The following is a 16,731-nucleotide window of genomic DNA, read 5'->3' as shown; positions in this document are numbered from 1 at the left end:
ACCAGGGAGAAATTGATGCCACCGATTCCCGCCGATATCGACACCGCTAGCTCCGCCCAGGTTGCTGCAGTTCTTGGCACCACCACGGCGGGACTTGCTCAAATGCGTTACCGCGGAACCGGTCCCAAGTTCGTGAAATGTGGCCCCAGGCGTGTGCTCTACCGATGGTCGGACGTTCGTGCCTACCTCGACGCCAACGTGTGCCAGCGCACCGACGACGCGCGGGGAGTGCTCGCGTGATGACTGAGTTGACGTGTGAGGCGCAGATGCACGAATGCCAATTGCGCGACGTTCAGCGCCGCATCGACAACATCCTCGCCGTGCATCCTCGGGACAGTTGGACATTGGACGAAGCGCAAATCGCGATTGCGACGCTCTCGGGAATCTTCCGCGCGCGCCAGGGCAGTATCGCGGGACTGCGCGTCGAGACCACGCTTGTGTACCCGGCAGGGTGCGTCGCAATTCAGGAACTCGTCCAGTCCTCGAAATACAAAGGCTAGCAAGTGTTTAGCAAGTCACTAGCAGGTCGCTAGGCAGTCCGCTCTCAACCGAAAGCCAGGCATTGAACACCGTACGCAGCGAGGATGGCGGCCAGTTCTCGAAACTGGCCTGGCTTGGAGCGGTGCGCTGCTGCAAGGACATACCGGCGGCGCGCCGCCTGGTTATCGAGCACATCGGGGCGACGGCCGATCGTGACGGACGAAACGCATGGCGCGCCAACGGCATTCTCGTCGACGACCTGGGAGTTTCGCCCGAAACGGTTAAGCGAGCACGGCAGGACGCCATCAAGTACGGGCTGCTCACAGTGTCAAGGCCTGCGCCGAGGTCCCGCGGCAGTCGCAAAACCACCGAATATCGGCTGACCATGCCATCTAAGCCGGGCCGTGCGAATGGCGATAGTGGGGTCGCTGGTGACCCCACTATCGCTGACCCCACTATCGGTTTAGTGCGGTCAGTAGCGGTGAATGGTGGGGTCACCAGTGACCCATTAAGGGGGGCAGCAGAGTGCCCCCCTTCGGGTATCGCTTCGGGAGTTACTTCGGGAGAGAGGCGTGCGAACGGATCCGGCACAACCGGTCGATGTCGAAGCATTCCTCGACTCGGGCAGCGCTCTCTCTCCAATCCGATTCTCGGGTCGGAACATCAACGGCGTCGCCGCCGCGGAAAGCGCCGACGTATCCCGTGCCGATCCGGATCCCAAACCACCCGAGTTCTGCAAAGTGCACATGCCCTACGGGACAGGAGACAGTTGTCCCGGATGCAAGATCGCTCGGGAACATCACGAGCGCTGGATCGGGCGCAACCCAGGCCGTTTGCCGGCGCTCGCTCGACGTTCCACCGCTGATCAACGCGTCGCTGAGATCCAAGCACTCAAGCGACGCGGCGCCGACTGCAAGCTCTGTCAGGGAAGCGGATGGGTCGAGACCGCGGAAAACGAAGTCCGCCGATGCGACCACCCACACGAAAGCAACGAAGCCTCATGACCTCCGCCGACAACAAAAGCGCGGGCTTGGTAGTAGCCGGCAGCGCGGTGGTCCTCACAGGCGAATGGCTCGAAGCGGCACGCCAAGCTGTGCTGATCGCGGCCCGCACACGCCACCACAACGGGCTGCCCGTCGGAACGAAACTAACCGCCCTTGCCTGCGCTCTCAACACCGCTGCTATGTCCGCAAACGGACAGACGGACGTCCGTAAAACCAAAGTGTTGCAATCTATCCCACGAGAACAGTCAACGGTCACGATCGACGACGCGGCCACCCGACTCGGACTGTCACACCGCCAGGTTAGACGAATCGCCGAACAGCTCGGCGGCCGCAAGGTCGGCGGTCGCTGGCTGCTCGACCAGACCGCCATCGACGAACACGAGAAAGGCGAACGATGGACCGTGGACAGCTCCTCGCGCATCTAGCAGCCATGACCGACGACGAATACCAAGCGCTGTCGGCCCAAGCCCGACCTACACAGATCGAACCCGGCGTACGCGACCCGATCACCGCGTCCCGGCTCGCGGCCGAACACCGCCGCGCTGAAGTTGGCTCGAAATCCGCTGAGCTGTGGGACATGTCGAACAAAGCCAACGAAGCCGTCGCCCTCACGTTCAACCCCAAAGGAGCCTGACAATGGCAACCAAGACCGCTACACCGGCCGACATTGACGCGGCGCTCGAAGGCGCCGAGGCTGAACACCGCCGCCTTGCCGGCAAGGCCGTCGCCATCCGCGAGGCCGGCGAAACCACCCGCGCCGCTGTTGAGCTCGCAGAGATACGCCGCGGTTGGCGCGAACTACCGAAGCCCGCGCGTGACGCCGCCATCGCGGCCCGCAAGGAACTTGACGCGCTCGCGGCCGCCGACCCACTCGACCTCGACGCCCTCGCCGGCGCGTTCGATAAGCGGCAACGTCTCGACGCGGAGCTCGGCGCGCTCCACCTGCACCTGAACAGGCTCAACACGGTTGACCCGTTACCCGACAACGAGATCGGTGTTCAGCGGGACCGAACGGTCCCTGTAGGTCGCCGATTCATCGGTGTGAAATTCTCCGACTACCTCGACTCCATCATCGCGCAGCGCGAGAAAGCCGCATACAACGCCCGGGCACACCAGCTCAGCACTGACCTCGCAGAAGCCATCGACGCCGCCGAAGCGGCGGCCCGTCAACAAGCCGCCGAACTCGCCGACGGTGAGTGCCTGAACATCGACACCCCCGAGCGGATAGCCGATGCCTACCGCCGCGTCACTGCGGCCATCACGCCCGAGGCCATCGAATCGGCACACGAGGCTAACAGCGGCGGAAGCCTGTCGACGACCCGCAACGCGATGCTCCGCGACGCGCTACGCGAACTGCTCGACGCCGAATCAGGACACACCACCGCATGAAGACTGCCGCCACGCATCAACTGCGGGGTCGGGCGTGGCGGCCCGTCACCCGAAAGCCACTCCTGGGCATACCGCGGTGACACCACGCGGCCGGAGTGCGCCGGGGTTTGGCGGCCAGGTTGCCGTCCAAGTCCTGAACCCCCGAGCGCACCCGGCCGCACCCGAAACGAACGGAAACACCAAGTGCCACCACGCAACTACCCGCGCGGCCGACGGCGGCCAGAACCGCAAGGACTGCCACCGCGCCACGTTCTACTCGCCAATGAACCACACCAGACCGGCGGCGATCGTCGCTCACACGGCGGCTGGGCGCCACCGTTGGCGCCGGCGCGAGCGTTCGGGGGTACCGGGTGACCCCCAAGGCCCCGGCCGGCACCGAAATGCCATAGCACCCGCCTATGCGTCGCATGTTTTCCGAAACTTCCATTTTTCGACTCCCAGGAGGTAGCCATGGGAGCCAAGCCAGCGTGGCCGCCGCGTGTGCCGGCGGATCTCGCCGAGGCCGGCAAGAAGCTGTGGCGCGCGATCATCGCTGATGCCCAGGACGTCGGCATTGTGCTCAACGCTGTGGAGCTGGCGCAGCTGAAAGCGGCGTGTGCGATCGAGGGCCGGATCGCAACGCTTGAGGCCGAGCTCGTAGCGCAGGAGATCGGCTCGACTGGCTCCACCGGACAGGCAGTGTTGAATCCGCTGATTGCAGAGATCCGCATGCAGACACAGTTGAAGTCGCAAACGCTCGGCCGACTGACCCTCGACCTGCCCGCGGAGAAGACACCGAAGACTCCGGCTGCCGGCGGAACGAATCGGTTCGCTGCTGCCGCGCTGGCGCGGTGGGGCGCAGGCGGTGGCTGATGCCGCGTCGCGACGGTCGCGCCGGTATCGCCGGCATATCGGGGATCCGCGCATTACTGGTTGCAGAGTGGGACCAAGGCATGAAGCGGTGGCGGATACCCGGCCACATCTACGAATACGAAGAGGCGTTGAAGGGCGGCCGGCCCGTTGTCATCTCGACGGATCGCCTGCTCTCGGCGTTCACGCTCGCCGGTCTGCCGGCCAACCGGTTCGGGTTCGGGGGCGTCGACCACGGCAAGTGGTTTCGGCTCAATGGTGACGAGCTCTGCGAATGGCACGGGCCCGCAGACGAGGAAGCGGTGATCGACGAGTGAATGAGGGCACGACGGACTGGGTCGACATGGAGCCGAACCGGTTCGGCTGGCGTCGGTGGTATCTGCACGATGAGGGCACGCGACTTTTCTCGCCGCTTCACGGTGGCCCGGCGCGGTTCGGCCGGCTCTTCGCAGAGCAGTCGATCTGCACGCACAAGCCGCCCGACGTCGATCACTTTGCGCTGTACGAGAATTGCTATTGCGGCATCTATTACGTGCCTGGCCATCGCCGAGAATCGCTGGCGAACATACTGCGGATGGACTGGGAGGCTGGGCTTCGGCGGCAGCCGGAGCTGACGGTCTTGACTTATGGGGTCGCGGTCGGTGGATTCGGTACTGATCCGGCCGCCTCACATCTCATGCGGACCACGCGGTTTCGTTTCCTCGAAATGGTGGTGCCGGGCGGGCGCGCTAACGAGTTCCGAGCCCAGTATCCGCGGTCGGAGTCATTTGGAGGAGTCTGGACGGCAGCGGATTTGCGGCGCATCACACACGACGATCTTGATGCGATCGAGGGCTCTGCTCGCCGGCGTCTGCGCGGCGTGGACTCGACAGGCTTCCTAGAAGATGCCCGCCGAGAACCGGCACTACCGGCATCCGAGCACGTGTGCGACGTTCACCCCGACCACTTCGGTTGGCAGTTGTGGCTGATCGACGACGAAAACGAGAACAGCGCGCCGCGGCTGATCGGCAACCCGACGACCGGATGGAACGTTGCACTCGAAACCTCGCCGGACGGCCCGTATATCGAGCGCGCCGAAGGTGTGTCTTACTTTCGGTCGCTGTCACTTGCGGTCATGGGGCTGCGGATGGCTATTGAGCGCTCAGACGTGTACGGGGATGGGTCGATGAAGAACTGCGCTTTCGCGTTCACCTTCGGCTACGCTCCCGGTCACGTCGACGCCCCGATCAACGACCTCGTGTCGCAGCGATACAACGTGCTTCGCCTCTGCATTCCCGAAACACATGCCTATGTCGCCGAGAGCCTGCGCAAGAGGTACGGAATCGAGGTCGCCATATCGACCGACACGCGAGCGCTGCAAGCGGCGGAACAATCGGCGTGGCGGGAACTCGCAGGGGTATCCGCAGCGACGCTGTTCCCCGAGGGAGCATCGGTTACACACCACCAGCCAGCAGCGGCGTCTCTGGGAGGCTATTGGGATGGCACCGCGGGTCATCCGCGCGGTGATAGCGACGAAGCGCGCCTGGCGGCTGCGTACAAGCTGGCCGCTGCTCAGGATGCCGCGGGCCAGACTAGTGAGTCCGCCGCCCGGGCTTTCGCGGCTATGGCCGGCGGCCGAATAGAGACGACAATCGGGGGCCGCCCACTGTCGCCGTTGGAATTCGCGGCTACACGCTTCCGGCCGCGATAGCCCGCGGAAGACCAGCAGAACAGAGGCGCAGTCGATTCCAGTCTTCGGATCAGTCTTTCCGACGTAGATAGTCCTGCCGCGCCGGCGAAGCGACGAGCCTGTCGTCAAGCATGCGTCGATAGCCGGCGCGCCACACGGCAGCGTTCACGTGCTGACCGCGGTACGGATTAGGTGCGCCCACGCTGGCGGCCCGGCCTTCGACATATATGCGTTTGAGCTCAGCGACGCGTTGCGCACGCGCCTCTGGCGACGTGTTCTCTGGATCAGTAATCGAATACGTCGCCACATCCGCGTATATCAGTCTCGACGCGGATAGGTAGATATTCGAATGTCCGCTCAGCGATGTCAGCCACACCGCTGGCCCGTGCCTCGTCCATCAACGTGTCGAACAACGGCACCAGGTATTCGACGTCGCGTGACGCGTAATTGAGTTGCTCAGCTGTGTAAGTAGTTGACAACCAGTTGGAGGTCTGTTGGCTCTTGTCGAGCACTACTCCGAGGAACCGCTCCAGAGTGGGCTTGAGGCTGTGCTCACGGCCGTCCGCCTCCGGTCGAACTATCTTCGACAAGATCTTGGTGCACGCCACACTTCGTGCGCTGGCCTTCCAATGATGGCGCATGAACCGAAGGTCAAAAGGCGCGTGGTGGAAAACCTTTCGAACATGCTCAGACGTGAGGAGCTCCCGAAGCCGCTCGGGTTGGTGCCCATCCATCCGGATGATCTGTGTCCCTACGTGGCGCACATGCAGCTGGCAGGTGCCAATGCGGTCAAGCCGCCAATCGAGACCGCTGGTTTCAATGTCCCACGCTACTGTCCCGGCATCCCGGACAGCTGTTTCGAAGTCTGAGGAAACGTCGCCCTTGACTAGATCGACGTATTGGATCTCAACCATTCGTACCGCCTTTGATTACGTCGGCCAATGCGACCGGCGTGCTCTGATTCTCGATCGCAGTGAGATCTTCTTTGAAGAAATCGTGGAACGTACCTTGTCCCACCAGCAGTGTTGGTACATCGCCGCGCCGTCGTCTGTTTGCGTACAGGGTCACTAGCACCTTGTCGTCGAAGCAGTAAGACGTGTAGGTGGGATCGCCTGCGCGGTAGTAGATGCGAACATCCGCGCCCGCTATCCCCAGCTTCGCGAACTCCTCCGTCGTCTCGACAACGTTGTCTTGAACTTTCTGTGGCGTGTAGTCGTAGCGCTTCGCGAGCACTTGCATGGTTGCTTCGTCATTGGGATCTGGCAGGAACAACCTGAGCGAATTGCCCTTGACTCCGACAAATTTTTCGATCGACGCCCAATTATTCTTGCGCCAACTGCCTCCATACGAAATGAAGACTGATACCTGTTTCGAGTTCTTGAAAAGGTCATCCCACGGAATGTCCATCCACTTCATCGTCACGCGGTCAATGCCGGCGGCGGTCACGTCGGACGAAATCCGTACCTTCTCAAGGACCTCCTGCATGAAGTCTCTTTTGGCTCGAAGGTCCCACAGGATGGCGAGCCCGCCTGTCGTAACGAGGAGCCCACCAACCTGGTTCGCGGTGGCTTGCACAGCTTTGTGAGAGTCGAACCAGCCCTTGTTGGAAAGCCACATTAGGCCGATTCCCGCGATCACTACGAGTGACGCGAACAGGGCCGTCTTGTACGTCGTCAGCTTTGCCAACACGGCCTCGCCGCCACTCACCGCACCTGCCTGCCCCACAAGGACACAGTAAGCGGGCCTGCCGACAATCTTGTGGCAACGTGCCGTCTAAAAGTCGTCAGCCGGTGGTGGACGAGCTGTCGACACTCGCTGGAACATCCGCCAGGAGCTGCGCTGCGCCTGGACATGTCGGTGCCGCGACCTACGATCGCCCGATGACTTCGCCGATGTGGAGCGTGCAACCCGGAGAGATCCTTGTCAGGGAACAAATCCACGGTGTCTACAAGGGCAATGCTCAAGCAGGCATCACGGGCTCGAGTACCACGCCGAATGTTCTTGTCTACTCGGATCATGGCAAGGCTGCTGCCAACGGCTACGACTTCGACGGCTGGGATGTGTCGCAGCAGGTGTACTACTACACCGGCGAGGGCAAGATCGGCGATCAGCAGATGGTCCGGGGCAACCGCGCGATCGCCGACCATCAAACCAACGGCACTGCGCTGAGGCTGTTCGTAGCGGTCGGCAATGTCCCCGGCAGCGACGCACGCATTCATCAGTACGTCGGACAGTTTTCAGTTGACCCAGACCTTCCGTACTTCATCCGGAGGGCGCCAGGCACCGACGGTGTCCCGCGCAATGTTTTCGTGTTTCGGTTGCTACCGATCGGCGTCGTGGTTGCCGAGGGGGATCCACACGTCAGCACTATCGAAGGCGCTGGCCAGGCCGCGGAAATAGCCACCGTCGCTGTGGACTCTGTCCCGGTCGCAGTGGTCAACATCGAGAACTCCGAAGTTGAGAAGTCGGTTAGCGGGACGGTAGTTCAGCGTGAGGCGCAATTGACGGACCGCTTCAAGGCATATCTCGAAGCTCATCATCGGGAAGTCATGCGTTACCGGATCAATCCGGTTGGATCAGCCACGCTGTACAGCGACCTCGCGGATATCTCCGACAACATCTTGTACGAAGCCAAGGGATCCGCCGAGCGGATGAGCGTTCGTTTGGCTATCGGCCAGGTCCTCGATTACGGGCGATATGTCGGCGATTCGAGTTTGGCCGTCTTGTTGCCGGAGTCGCCGGCCGCCGATCTGGTCGAATTGCTCGAGCAACTCGACATTGGCTGCGTCGTTGAGTCGTCACCGGGAATCTTCATCGACATGACATCACTGAACCGCTGCCCCTAGTTGCTGCCAGTCTCGCACTCCGTCACTCGACGCCTTGACCGTTCGGACAGTCCGTCGATGACGCTGCCGCCAGGCTTCGCTGATGCGGCGGCCGCGAAACCGGCCGCGGGCTTCGTTGGATTGCGCCGCGATTCGACGAATGCTGCGACGTCGCCTTCGGTCATCCGCCAAACGCGGCCAACTTTGTAACCCTGGATCTCTCCGCGGTTGAGTCGGCGTGAGAGCCAACGGACGCCGTCCTTCCACTCGGGTGGCAGATAGACCGCTGCGACTTCGGCGAGGGAGTACGTTCGCGTCACCACTTCACCGTGACATGGCGACTGCCGGCCGTAGCGACAACAGCACATTGGGTGGGTAGTCGCGGCCGCAATTTGGCCGCAATTTGGCCGCAGTTACAGATAACACGCGTGAACTGTCGATATGTGTTTTAGCAGCTTGACGCATATCCGAACGCCTGGCCTGGAGCGTAAATAGGGTTCAAATCCCTCCGCCACCGCCATAAACCCGCTTCCTGCCATCGCAGGTAGCGGGTTTTTTTCATGCCGGCGTCCCCAGGCGGGTGGCGGTGACGGTTCCGCTGCCGGTGTCGGAACCGATGTTGCGGGGATAGCGCGCGGCAAGGTCGGCGAAGCTGTTGAACGACGTTGACCATCCCAGGTTTTCGATCCACTGCCGGGCGTCATCACCGAGGCCGCGGTCGACATTGGGCATGCTGCGGTACAGCTCCGCGGCACCGGCCACCGAGTTCATGGTGGTGTTGAAGCTCTGGCTGCCCATCGTCGGGTATCCGTAGCGGCTGCCCGGTGCGGACAGGCGCGTGATCGCCTCGACCCCGGCGCGAGCCGCGGCCCTCGGCAGTGTCATCAGTGCGTGGTCGACCCAGTGCGTGGGGGTGGCGGGATCAAACCCGTTGGACACCAGGGATTCCGCCCAACCCTGGTCGGAGAGGTCGGCCTCGATGATGTGGCGTTCGCAAGTGGCGACGGCGTCGCGCAGGATCGGTTCCTTGAAGGCGAACAGCTGGGGCAGGTCGATCTCGAACAGCCTGACGGGCTCAGGCCAGGTCAGCCGGAAGGCATGGGTGTCCAGTCCGGCCCCGATCAACACGATCTGTGTGCGCCCGGCCGCCGCGGCTTCGGTCAAAGCGTCGTCGACGAGGCGGACACCGATCGTGCGGGCTTCGTACATCACCTCGGCCAACTGCATCACCGTCGCCCAGGTGCTGGGGGCGCCCTCGGGAGCGCCTGGGTCGAGATATGCCTTCTGTGCCGCCTCGACGAAGCGGGCGGCGTACGGATCGGCGTAGAGGCGGTCGGCCCGTTCGGTTTCCCGGGCCCGGATGACCGCGACCCCGACGGCGGTGAGCGGCGGCCCGGTCAACGCGGTGGTCGGCTGTGATTCGTCCATTCGATCCCCCCAGAAGTGGCTCGTCATTACCTGACGGCAGGTAAGTAATGGTGTGCCCACGCTAAGCTCATCCCTTGCCGGGCGTCAAGTAATGGAAGGGGCCTCCATGGCAGGTCGACGGACCGATACCCGCGACAAGATCCGTGCCGTGGCGCTCGAACTGTTCTCCGTCCACGGCTATGACCAGACCTCGATCCGGCAGATAGCCGAGCGCCTCGGGATCACGAAAGCGGCTGTCTACTACCACTTTCCGGCAAAAGAAGACATCGTGGTGAGCCTCGCCGACGATCTGCGTACCGGTGTGGACGAGATCCTCGAGTGGGCCGCCGGGCAACCGCCGGGCAAGCAAACCGGACGCGAGGTGCTGCGAAGGTACGGCACCGTCCTCCACGGCACCGGTCGGGCGATGACGCGGTTCATGCACGAGAATTACGCGGCGTTCAACCGGCTCGGGGTAGGAGCAGACCTGCGCTATCAGTTTCGGAGTGTGGCCGATGCCATGACCGCACCCGATCATGAACCAGTCGCGGTGTACCACGCCCGGCAGGCGCTGCTGACGATCTCGTGGAGCGTGGCGATGATGGGTGACCTGGCGCTGACCGACGAGGAATGCAACGACACCGCCATCGCGATCGCCTCAGACATCTACGAGCGCAGCGATTAACCCGGCCGGCCATCGGGCGACAACCGCAGCACCGGGATGGTGCGGATTCCGTCGGTGCGCTGTTTGTACACATTCCAGCCCTTGTTGAGCCGATCGGCAGCCATGGCATAGAGCCGGTCGCGGTCGGCCCCGGTGGCCTCGCGCGCGAGGAACCGGCCACCGTGCGGGCCGATGTGCAGTTCGCATTCCGGATGCGCGATCAGGTTGTGATACCAGTTCGGATGATGTTCGCGCCCGTAGTTGGAGGCGATCAACACCACGTCATCGCCTTCGGTGAAGTACGCCAGGGGGACCTCGTACCGCTTGCCGCTACGCGCTCCGGTGGCGTTCAGCACCAGCACCGGCAGGCCCACACTCATCCGCGCGCGCCCGCGGGTCGCCTTCATCACCGGTGCCTCCAACGGCGCGACTCGTCGCCGCCAGAACGTCGCGGCGCGGTCGGTGGTGAACAGCCTGCCTCCGATCCACCAGGACAGTTCCCGCTTCCACCGCGGCCTGGTTTCAAGCTCGACCCGGGGTATCCCGCTCAGGTTGTCGGTGTGCATGGTGGCCTCCTGACTTGTCGGCCGGCGAAAGCCGGCCGGGTCCGCTGAGCAGCAGGCTGACCACGCCCGCCAGGATCAGCAGTGCCTCACGGAAACCGGGCAGCGGATCGCCGCCGGGCAGAGGCGCGGGGATTCCGCCCGCGACGAAGCCGAGCACCAAAAGGCCGGCGACGTTGAGCGCGTTCACCACCGTGGCGAGCCGGAAGAAGATCCCGAGCAGGATGCCGAGGCCACCGCCGAATTCGACGATGCCCACGATCCAGCCGACAATATCGGCGAACGGCACCCCGAGCCGGCCGACGAGGTGGGCGATGTTGGCGTGCCCGCCGGACGTGAACAGCTTGATGCCGCCGTGCAGGATCAGCCCGCCGCCGAGGAACAGTCGCAGAGGAAGCGGGGCCCACTCCCGCCAGGACGTCATGGCAGGGCCGCGAGATAGCGCGTGGCGGCCACACCGGGCATGAAGAAGTACGCGCCGCCGACAGTGTGGACAAAGCGGGGCAAGCCGGTGACGCGCCGGCGGATCGGCTCCTGCTGGACCGTGAATGTCCCGTGCCCGTCACCGTTTCCGTTCCCGTTCCCGTTTCCAGTGCCGCGGGCACCGGCGATCGGATCGTCCTCGGCGTAGCCGCCGTCGAACTTGGCGCTGTTGACCCAGGTGTGCTGGATGAACTCGAACTGCCGCCCGAGCTGGCTGTTGAAGCAGATGAAGTGCAGACCTCGTTCGGCGCCGTCGTCACCGGCCCCGATCATGTCGGCGGGGTCCATGGACGGCGCCAGGGGCGCACCGTAGGCCCGGCCGCGGCGAATGATGCGGTGGCGCTTGCCCACATCGATCGACCGGTCGGATCCGGGTACCGGGTCGAGCGCATCGCGTGGGTTGGACCGCCGCAGGTGCGAGCCGATCGGGCATTTCAGACCGTCGGGATCTTCGGACCGGAAGTACATGAAGTCGTTGTCGTCGGCGAGTGCGGGATCATCGGCGGTCGGTGCTTTCACCAGCGGCGCACCACTGGGCCAGCGACCGACCATCTTGGCTGCCAGCCCGACACACGCAGGCACCCGGTCGAGCACGTCGGCGGATCGCTCGGCCAGGCTGTTCCAGAACCCGGCCACGTCCTGCTTGAGCTGCCGGAAGACGAGGTAGCTGCCGTCCTTGCCGAGGTCACGCAGCGCCGGCGCATCGGCCGCAGCCGCCAGCAGGCCTCGCGGGTCGGCAGCCGGATCCACCAGCGGCCGGTCGGTGTACTGGCCGTAGGCGTTGGGATATCCGAGCACGAATTCGCCTGGGGCCACGGTGTTTCCCGCCGGTCCGCCGTCGTCGTAGCCGTCGATCAGAGGTTGCGATATCCCGTCGCGAAAACCGAAGTGCTCTTTGCGCCCCGGGAGGGTCAGCGAATCGAGCCGCCTGACGACGCGCAGACCGGCGCCCGGCAGGTCGTGACTGTTCTCCAGGTCGGCCACCGCGGCGGCGTCACGCGCGTAGAGCAGCAACAGCGCGTGGATGTCGTCGCCGTTCCACCGCCAGTTCGAGGGGGAGCTGTCACCGTGGTCGCCGAGAATCCGACGGCGATGCTCGGTGCCCGACATACCCTCGCGGAACTCCCCGGCCAGCATTCCGAGGTGTTCTGGTGGCAGCCCCAGCCGCGCCAGTCCCGACGGCGTGAAGGCGATGTTGGTGCAGGTGTCGGTGACGTCGGGCCGGACTGTGCTGTCGCGCAACGGAAGCTGTGACAGCCACTGCTTGGCCGCCGCGACGTCGTCGATCGTCAGAAGCAGGAACGCCGCGTCGTCCAGCGCGCCGTAGCCATGCAGGATGACGCCCTGGATGTCGTCCAGTTGAAGAGTCATAGCCTGTCCCACGGAATGCTGTCGAGCTGTCGGGCCGCCCAGTTGGACTCGGGAAGTTCGTTGCCACAACCGAATCGGCGCAACCAGCGCCGTGTCTGGGCATCGTCCATGTTGTCCGAGAGGCCCTGTCGGATGGCTTCGTTGTTGGCGATGTTCTTGGTCGTCAGATGCGGGTAGGCGCTGTACCAGACATTGCTCGGGGCTTGTCGGGTGGGAAGCAGTTTTTTGTAGGCCTTCTCGTCGGTGATGCCGCCGAAGAACAGGAAGCGCGTGCGCGGGAAGCCGTCGCCGTTGCTGAAGATGGCGTTGAGTCCCCAGAACGCCTTGTCGATGAAGTCGTTCATGTAGCTCTCCAGGCTGCCGTCGTAGTTACTGGAGAAGAACAGGCCGCGATTGCCGTCCATCCGCACCCACCGGGCGAAGTGAATGGTGTTGAGCCCGGACAGGGTTCCGCGGTTGTAGATGTGGCGGGTCGCGTAGTCGGTCAGGAACAGGATCGCCGTCGTGGTCAGCCGGCGGAACGGGCCGGGCTTGAGGAAGCCGACGGCGACGATCTGGTTGTGTGCCCAGTAGTCCTCGTCATCGCGGTACGCGCGGGCCACCTCGGGTGCGGCGGCGCGGGTGTCGGGCTGGTCGCGCTTCTCGTGGTAGCGGAGCACGAGCGTGAACAATCCGAGGCCGAGCGCCACGAGCGGCAGGAACAGCACCGTCACCACGGCCAGTGCGGCAATCCAGAAGTACTTGTGCACAGCCTCTTTGGCTCGCCACAGGAAGGACGGCCCCTGCGCCTGTTTCAGGGCCCACGCCAGATCCTCGCGGTCGCGTACGAAGTCGACGATCGCGCTCTTGATCTTCCCCGGATCCAACGACCCGAGATCGCCCGCATCGAGGAACCTGTTGATCTCGCGCTGCAGCAGATCCTCCTGCCGAATCTGGTTGACCGAACGGCCGCGCCGGTTGATGTGTGCCGCAGCGACTTTGGCCTGATGCGCACGCAGGAACGCCCGCCGGTCCGGCACCGATGCCCTGGCCGGGTAGCCGACGCAGTGGGAGAACACCGCGTCGAGCCCGTCACCGCCGATCGCCGCGAGCTCGTCGAGATGGCCGCCCAGCGGCGCGTCGACATCGGTCAGCAGCGCCACCTGGGCCGGCACGGGGCGTCCGTCGAGATCCTGCGTCGGCTCGAACAGCACGATCCTGGCGAAGTGCAGACCGCTCAACTTCTCGAACGGCAGCACGTCCCACCGCTCGACATGGTCGGGGATGCGTCCGAGCAGATCACGCAGTGACGACAGCCGATCTGCGCTGACCTCGGCGAGTACGGTGAAGGCTTCCTGGTGCGGCATCTGGATCACCTGGTCGAGCGAATGGTGAACCAGCCGATGCGTTTCCGCCACAGCCACACCACTCCGAGGTAGAGCCCGGGGCCGATCAGGCGGATCTCATCGCGGACCATGCGGGCCAGAATCGACGTCTTGGAGTAGTCGATGAGTACGCAGTCAGCGCTGTCCACCCAGCTGGCGGTGACCGACAGTCGGGCTTTGACGAGCCGCAGACCGAACGGGGTCAGCTTGTTGCGCAGCATCCCCTCACGGCGGTCGAGCACCTTGCCCTGCCAGATGAGTACGCGGACCAGCCGGGCCAGCGGTGCGGCGACCCAGGTTCCCGGCCAGGCCAGCAGCGTGCCCTGGGTGTCCCCGTCCGGAATGGGCCCGGCCTCCGCCTGCCGGAACAGCATGTCCAACTCGCTGTTGCGGTAGCCGAGCAACGCCGACTCGTCGAGCGGTGTGGTCCGGGGCAAGCCGGGCTCGGGTCGGGTCATCACGAGTCCTGACCGAGTCGCGACCACGGGGCGAACGCGTTGCGCTGGTCGCGCAGCACCGGTTCGAGCTCGGGGTAGTGGCGGATGAGCACCGAGCACATGTCGTTGTCCGCGATCCAGGCGATGCCCTCCGGCGTGTAGACCCGCGGGGTGAAGTCGACCGTGAAGAACCGGTCGCTCTTGAGCCGGCGGGTCGCCATCAACACGAAGATGCGAAACGCGGTGTCGCTGAAGCCGAACTTCTCAGGAAGCTTCTCACCGAACATGCCGACCATGGCGTCGACCTTCTCGATGTCACCGCCGTAGATCTCGCTCATCTTCAGGGCAGTGTCGCGGTCCCCGCCGCTGATCTCGTCGAACGACGTTGCCGGCTTCAATCGCAGCTGGCGGCGGAATTCGTTGTAGCGCGGCACCCCTCGCTCGCGGGAGCGGACGATGTCGGTCGAGATCATGTCGATGACGTGCCCGTCGGTGCGGTCGAAGCGGCGCATGAAGTTGGGACTGTTGTGCAGGGTGACCGCGCCGGGGTGTGCGACGCCGAGCGAGTAGATGCAGTTGGAGACACCCATGCTCTTGAGCACGCCACGAGAGTTGGCACCGCCGTGGATGCTGTCGAATGAAAGCTGCTGCGGCTCGGCCTTTCCGGCGATGTTGAGGAACTCGTAGTCGTCCGGCACCAGCGGGTGCATGCGGTAGACGGTGACGAAGTCCTCGGTGATGGAGTACGGCGCGGTGTGGTGATCGGTGGCCGACCCGACGACACCGCTGATCGCCTCGTCGGCGCTGAGCCGCCCGAACAGCTGCTTGACGCGTTCGCCGGCGAGCCCGAACCAGTTCGCCCGCATCCCGATCTGCAAGGTGGGATGGCCGAGGATTGCGGGCGTCCATTCGATGGTGTGGATTTTCGCGATCAGCGCGGCGTTGATCATCCGCGCCTTGTGGAAGATCTGGTCGCCGGTCCAGGTCGGGTAGGCGGCTTGCAGCCGGTCGCAGATGGCGTTGTGCTCGCGCAGGAAGATCGTGCCCATCAGTTCCAGGCCGAGCCACCAGCCGTCCGCCCCGCCCGAGGCGCCGAGCAACGACGGATCGAGATCGATGAATCCGTCGGCGTCGATGCGAACCTTCCCGTCCTTCTTGTCCGGCGTGCGGATCGCATCCTGGAACAGTTGGTTGCTGCCGTAGAGCTGCGAGGCATCCCACCAGTGCGTCTCGGTGTTGATGAACGTCGAGTCGCCCGGCGTCGGGTCCGGGTCGGCAGGCGTCGACGGGATCCGGATGGCGGACTCGTCCCAGTCGTCGCCCTCGGGCACCGGAATCTCGATCATCTTGCTGGGGTCGGTGTCGTGGCTGAACCAGTCGCGGGTCTCGAACTGCAGCCAGGCCGCCGCCAGGACGTTGAGTGTGGTGGCCGGCTTGAACGTGTCGCGGCGCAGCAACTCGTTGCTGATCACCCTCGGGTTGGGGTCCATCAGGTTCGGCGGCTGCTCGGCATGGCCCTTGTCCAGCGGCACGTTGCGTCCGAACCTTGTGTGGGCCATACCCATCGACGGTGCCGACAGATCGTTGTAGGAGCCGTCGACGGTCCTGATGGTGAGGTATTCGGCAGGAGCGTGTGCGGGTGCTGCCGGAGGATCGCCCCGGTAGGAGTCGTAGAGATTGTGTTCGCGCAGTGCGTCGCGAACCCCGAGTAGGACGCCGAGACCGATCCACGGCGGGAGCTTGTCCCACCCGATCCGTCGGTCGACAACCTCAGTGGCTTTGATGAACCAGCGTGTCAGCAGGGATGGCATCCCGGCCTCCTTTCCATGCGATGACGGCAAGTGCGGTGTTGGTTGCGGAGATGGCTATGGCCACCAGACCCTGTTTGCGCGGCAGGTCGCCGCGGGCTGCGGTGACGGCGGCAGAGACAGTGTCGGTGGCGTGGATGAGCACCGCGAGCTTTTCGGCCCGACGCAGTTCGGCTCCGCGGAGCACCAACAGGTCGAGGCCGATGAGAACGGTGCGGATGCCGAACATCCGGAACGGGTAGGTTCCGGCGCGATCCGTCGCCGTATCGGCCCCGAGGCGGGCCAGCAGCTTCTCGGGGACCAGGAGTCCGGCCGCCCCGTTGAAGATCCTGATCAGTGCGAGCATCTTGCGCGCCACGTTCGCCATGAACAGATCTTGGTTGCTCACGGGTGCGGGGGAACGCGTAGTGGGCTACCT

The 16,731-nt window shown here is 64.3% G+C and carries 22 protein-coding genes; 11 read left to right on the top strand and 11 right to left on the bottom strand.

Translation table 11 applies throughout. From position 1 onward, the window contains the following. The first annotated feature begins 15 nt into the window (after window positions 1–15). The 9 genes from H977_RS0114800 to H977_RS0114760 all read left to right on the top strand — a co-directional run bounded on the left by H977_RS0114800 (window position 16) and on the right by H977_RS0114760 (window position 5,412). Window positions 16–240: a helix-turn-helix transcriptional regulator gene (locus tag H977_RS0114800; RefSeq protein ID WP_036475967.1), complete on the top strand. Its 225-nt coding sequence runs from the start codon at window positions 16–18 to the stop codon at window positions 238–240. Then, a complete protein-coding gene (locus tag H977_RS0114795; protein WP_029108584.1) occupies window positions 240–500 on the top strand; it encodes a hypothetical protein in 261 nt (86 codons plus the stop codon). The genes H977_RS0114800 and H977_RS0114795 overlap by 1 nt, the downstream gene beginning before the upstream one ends. A gap of 552 nt (window positions 501–1,052) precedes the next feature. Further along, window positions 1,053–1,484: a hypothetical protein gene (locus H977_RS33230; RefSeq protein ID WP_036475961.1), complete on the top strand. Its 432-nt coding sequence runs from the start codon at window positions 1,053–1,055 to the stop codon at window positions 1,482–1,484. Continuing rightward, window positions 1,481–1,909, top strand: coding sequence for a helix-turn-helix domain-containing protein (locus H977_RS0114785; protein WP_029108582.1), 429 nt, complete (start codon window positions 1,481–1,483; stop codon window positions 1,907–1,909). The genes H977_RS33230 and H977_RS0114785 overlap by 4 nt, the downstream gene beginning before the upstream one ends. A gap of 5 nt (window positions 1,910–1,914) precedes the next feature. Next, window positions 1,915–2,118 carry a hypothetical protein gene (locus H977_RS0114780; protein WP_029108581.1) on the top strand — a complete coding sequence of 68 codons (204 nt, stop codon included), beginning with the start codon at window positions 1,915–1,917 and terminating at the stop codon, window positions 2,116–2,118. Window positions 2,119–2,120: 2 nt separating this feature from the next. After that, on the top strand, window positions 2,121–2,873 hold the full coding sequence (locus H977_RS0114775) for a hypothetical protein (RefSeq protein WP_029108580.1): 753 nt from the start codon (window positions 2,121–2,123) through the stop codon (window positions 2,871–2,873). Between the two features lie 450 nt (window positions 2,874–3,323). Next, entirely contained in the window at window positions 3,324–3,725 is a 402-nt protein-coding gene (locus H977_RS0114770) for a hypothetical protein (protein ID WP_029108579.1), read from the top strand. After that, window positions 3,725–4,039, top strand: a complete 315-nt coding sequence (locus H977_RS0114765) for a hypothetical protein (RefSeq protein WP_155946648.1) — start codon at window positions 3,725–3,727, stop codon at window positions 4,037–4,039. The genes H977_RS0114770 and H977_RS0114765 overlap by 1 nt, the downstream gene beginning before the upstream one ends. After that, on the top strand, window positions 4,036–5,412 hold the full coding sequence (locus H977_RS0114760; protein WP_029108577.1) for a hypothetical protein: 1,377 nt from the start codon (window positions 4,036–4,038) through the stop codon (window positions 5,410–5,412). The genes H977_RS0114765 and H977_RS0114760 overlap by 4 nt, the downstream gene beginning before the upstream one ends. A 49-nt stretch (window positions 5,413–5,461) precedes the next feature. On the opposite strand, the gene H977_RS36240 is transcribed toward H977_RS0114760, so the two are convergent. The 3 genes from H977_RS36240 to H977_RS0114745 are packed head-to-tail and all read right to left on the bottom strand — an operon-like array spanning window position 5,462 to window position 7,116. Further along, window positions 5,462–5,698, bottom strand: a complete 237-nt coding sequence (locus H977_RS36240; RefSeq protein ID WP_036475955.1) for a ribosome modulation factor — start codon at window positions 5,696–5,698, stop codon at window positions 5,462–5,464. Further along, window positions 5,676–6,305: a 3'-5' exonuclease family protein gene (locus H977_RS0114750; protein WP_029108576.1), complete on the bottom strand. Its 630-nt coding sequence runs from the start codon at window positions 6,303–6,305 to the stop codon at window positions 5,676–5,678. Before H977_RS0114750 ends, H977_RS36240 begins: the two co-directional genes overlap by 23 nt. Beyond that, a complete protein-coding gene (locus H977_RS0114745; protein ID WP_029108575.1) occupies window positions 6,298–7,116 on the bottom strand; it encodes a hypothetical protein in 819 nt (272 codons plus the stop codon). Before H977_RS0114745 ends, H977_RS0114750 begins: the two co-directional genes overlap by 8 nt. A gap of 155 nt (window positions 7,117–7,271) precedes the next feature. Between H977_RS0114745 and H977_RS33220 the strand changes: the two genes are divergently transcribed. Next, complete coding sequence (locus H977_RS33220) at window positions 7,272–8,237, top strand: SRA domain-containing endonuclease (protein WP_155946647.1); 966 nt, start codon at window positions 7,272–7,274, stop codon at window positions 8,235–8,237. 537 nt (window positions 8,238–8,774) lie between these two features. Here H977_RS33220 and H977_RS33215 read toward each other — a convergent pair. Continuing rightward, window positions 8,775–9,644 (bottom strand): SAM-dependent methyltransferase, encoded by an 870-nt coding sequence (locus H977_RS33215; protein WP_036475948.1) that lies wholly within the window; start codon window positions 9,642–9,644, stop codon window positions 8,775–8,777. Between the two features lie 106 nt (window positions 9,645–9,750). Here H977_RS33215 and H977_RS34460 point away from each other — a divergent pair, with 106 nt between their 5' ends. Beyond that, window positions 9,751–10,308 (top strand): TetR/AcrR family transcriptional regulator, encoded by a 558-nt coding sequence (locus H977_RS34460; protein ID WP_051288858.1) that lies wholly within the window; start codon window positions 9,751–9,753, stop codon window positions 10,306–10,308. Here H977_RS34460 and H977_RS0114720 read toward each other — a convergent pair. The 7 genes from H977_RS0114720 to H977_RS0114690 are packed head-to-tail and all read right to left on the bottom strand — an operon-like array spanning window position 10,305 to window position 16,680. Beyond that, window positions 10,305–10,853 carry a nitroreductase family deazaflavin-dependent oxidoreductase gene (locus H977_RS0114720; protein ID WP_029108573.1) on the bottom strand — a complete coding sequence of 183 codons (549 nt, stop codon included), beginning with the start codon at window positions 10,851–10,853 and terminating at the stop codon, window positions 10,305–10,307. The two genes, H977_RS34460 and H977_RS0114720, sit on opposite strands and share 4 nt — an antisense overlap. Then, complete coding sequence (locus H977_RS0114715) at window positions 10,810–11,274, bottom strand: DoxX family membrane protein (protein ID WP_029108572.1); 465 nt, start codon at window positions 11,272–11,274, stop codon at window positions 10,810–10,812. Before H977_RS0114715 ends, H977_RS0114720 begins: the two co-directional genes overlap by 44 nt. After that, window positions 11,271–12,704 carry a Dyp-type peroxidase gene (locus tag H977_RS0114710; RefSeq protein ID WP_029108571.1) on the bottom strand — a complete coding sequence of 478 codons (1,434 nt, stop codon included), beginning with the start codon at window positions 12,702–12,704 and terminating at the stop codon, window positions 11,271–11,273. Before H977_RS0114710 ends, H977_RS0114715 begins: the two co-directional genes overlap by 4 nt. Then, on the bottom strand, window positions 12,701–14,101 hold the full coding sequence (locus H977_RS33205) for a hypothetical protein (RefSeq protein WP_051288857.1): 1,401 nt from the start codon (window positions 14,099–14,101) through the stop codon (window positions 12,701–12,703). Before H977_RS33205 ends, H977_RS0114710 begins: the two co-directional genes overlap by 4 nt. Next, on the bottom strand, window positions 14,056–14,526 hold the full coding sequence (locus tag H977_RS0114700) for a hypothetical protein (protein WP_081681725.1): 471 nt from the start codon (window positions 14,524–14,526) through the stop codon (window positions 14,056–14,058). Before H977_RS0114700 ends, H977_RS33205 begins: the two co-directional genes overlap by 46 nt. Continuing rightward, window positions 14,526–16,316 carry a peroxidase family protein gene (locus tag H977_RS0114695; RefSeq protein WP_029108569.1) on the bottom strand — a complete coding sequence of 597 codons (1,791 nt, stop codon included), beginning with the start codon at window positions 16,314–16,316 and terminating at the stop codon, window positions 14,526–14,528. The genes H977_RS0114700 and H977_RS0114695 overlap by 1 nt, the downstream gene beginning before the upstream one ends. After that, window positions 16,276–16,680, bottom strand: coding sequence for a hypothetical protein (locus H977_RS0114690; protein ID WP_036476091.1), 405 nt, complete (start codon window positions 16,678–16,680; stop codon window positions 16,276–16,278). Before H977_RS0114690 ends, H977_RS0114695 begins: the two co-directional genes overlap by 41 nt. Between the last annotated feature and the right edge of the window lie 51 nt (window positions 16,681–16,731).

Source organism: Mycobacterium sp. URHD0025 (assembly GCF_000426065.1).
GTDB lineage: Bacteria > Actinomycetota > Actinomycetes > Mycobacteriales > Mycobacteriaceae > Mycobacterium.
The sequence above is the reverse complement of the archived record's forward strand: the minus strand, read 5'-3'. Positions and strand labels throughout refer to the sequence as shown.

Excerpts from the sequence above, each read along its gene's own strand:
- H977_RS0114700 (WP_081681725.1), bottom strand. The coding sequence starts at position 14,526 with ATGACCCGACCCGAGCCCGGCTTGCCCCGGACCACACCGCTCGACGAG.
- H977_RS0114785 (WP_029108582.1), top strand. The coding sequence starts at position 1,481 with ATGACCTCCGCCGACAACAAAAGCGCGGGCTTGGTAGTAGCCGGCAGC.
- H977_RS0114770 (WP_029108579.1), top strand. The coding sequence starts at position 3,324 with ATGGGAGCCAAGCCAGCGTGGCCGCCGCGTGTGCCGGCGGATCTCGCC.
- H977_RS34460 (WP_051288858.1), top strand. The coding sequence starts at position 9,751 with ATGGCAGGTCGACGGACCGATACCCGCGACAAGATCCGTGCCGTGGCG.
- H977_RS0114775 (WP_029108580.1), top strand. The coding sequence starts at position 2,121 with ATGGCAACCAAGACCGCTACACCGGCCGACATTGACGCGGCGCTCGAA.
- H977_RS0114715 (WP_029108572.1), bottom strand. The coding sequence starts at position 11,274 with ATGACGTCCTGGCGGGAGTGGGCCCCGCTTCCTCTGCGACTGTTCCTC.
- H977_RS0114710 (WP_029108571.1), bottom strand. The coding sequence starts at position 12,704 with ATGACTCTTCAACTGGACGACATCCAGGGCGTCATCCTGCATGGCTAC.
- H977_RS0114695 (WP_029108569.1), bottom strand. The coding sequence starts at position 16,316 with ATGCCATCCCTGCTGACACGCTGGTTCATCAAAGCCACTGAGGTTGTC.
- H977_RS33215 (WP_036475948.1), bottom strand. The coding sequence starts at position 9,644 with ATGGACGAATCACAGCCGACCACCGCGTTGACCGGGCCGCCGCTCACC.
- H977_RS0114795 (WP_029108584.1), top strand. The coding sequence starts at position 240 with ATGACTGAGTTGACGTGTGAGGCGCAGATGCACGAATGCCAATTGCGC.
- H977_RS33220 (WP_155946647.1), top strand. The coding sequence starts at position 7,272 with ATGACTTCGCCGATGTGGAGCGTGCAACCCGGAGAGATCCTTGTCAGG.
- H977_RS0114690 (WP_036476091.1), bottom strand. The coding sequence starts at position 16,680 with ATGGCGAACGTGGCGCGCAAGATGCTCGCACTGATCAGGATCTTCAAC.
- H977_RS0114780 (WP_029108581.1), top strand. The coding sequence starts at position 1,915 with ATGACCGACGACGAATACCAAGCGCTGTCGGCCCAAGCCCGACCTACA.
- H977_RS0114800 (WP_036475967.1), top strand. The coding sequence starts at position 16 with ATGCCACCGATTCCCGCCGATATCGACACCGCTAGCTCCGCCCAGGTT.
- H977_RS0114720 (WP_029108573.1), bottom strand. The coding sequence starts at position 10,853 with ATGCACACCGACAACCTGAGCGGGATACCCCGGGTCGAGCTTGAAACC.
- H977_RS0114750 (WP_029108576.1), bottom strand. The coding sequence starts at position 6,305 with ATGGTTGAGATCCAATACGTCGATCTAGTCAAGGGCGACGTTTCCTCA.
- H977_RS0114765 (WP_155946648.1), top strand. The coding sequence starts at position 3,725 with ATGCCGCGTCGCGACGGTCGCGCCGGTATCGCCGGCATATCGGGGATC.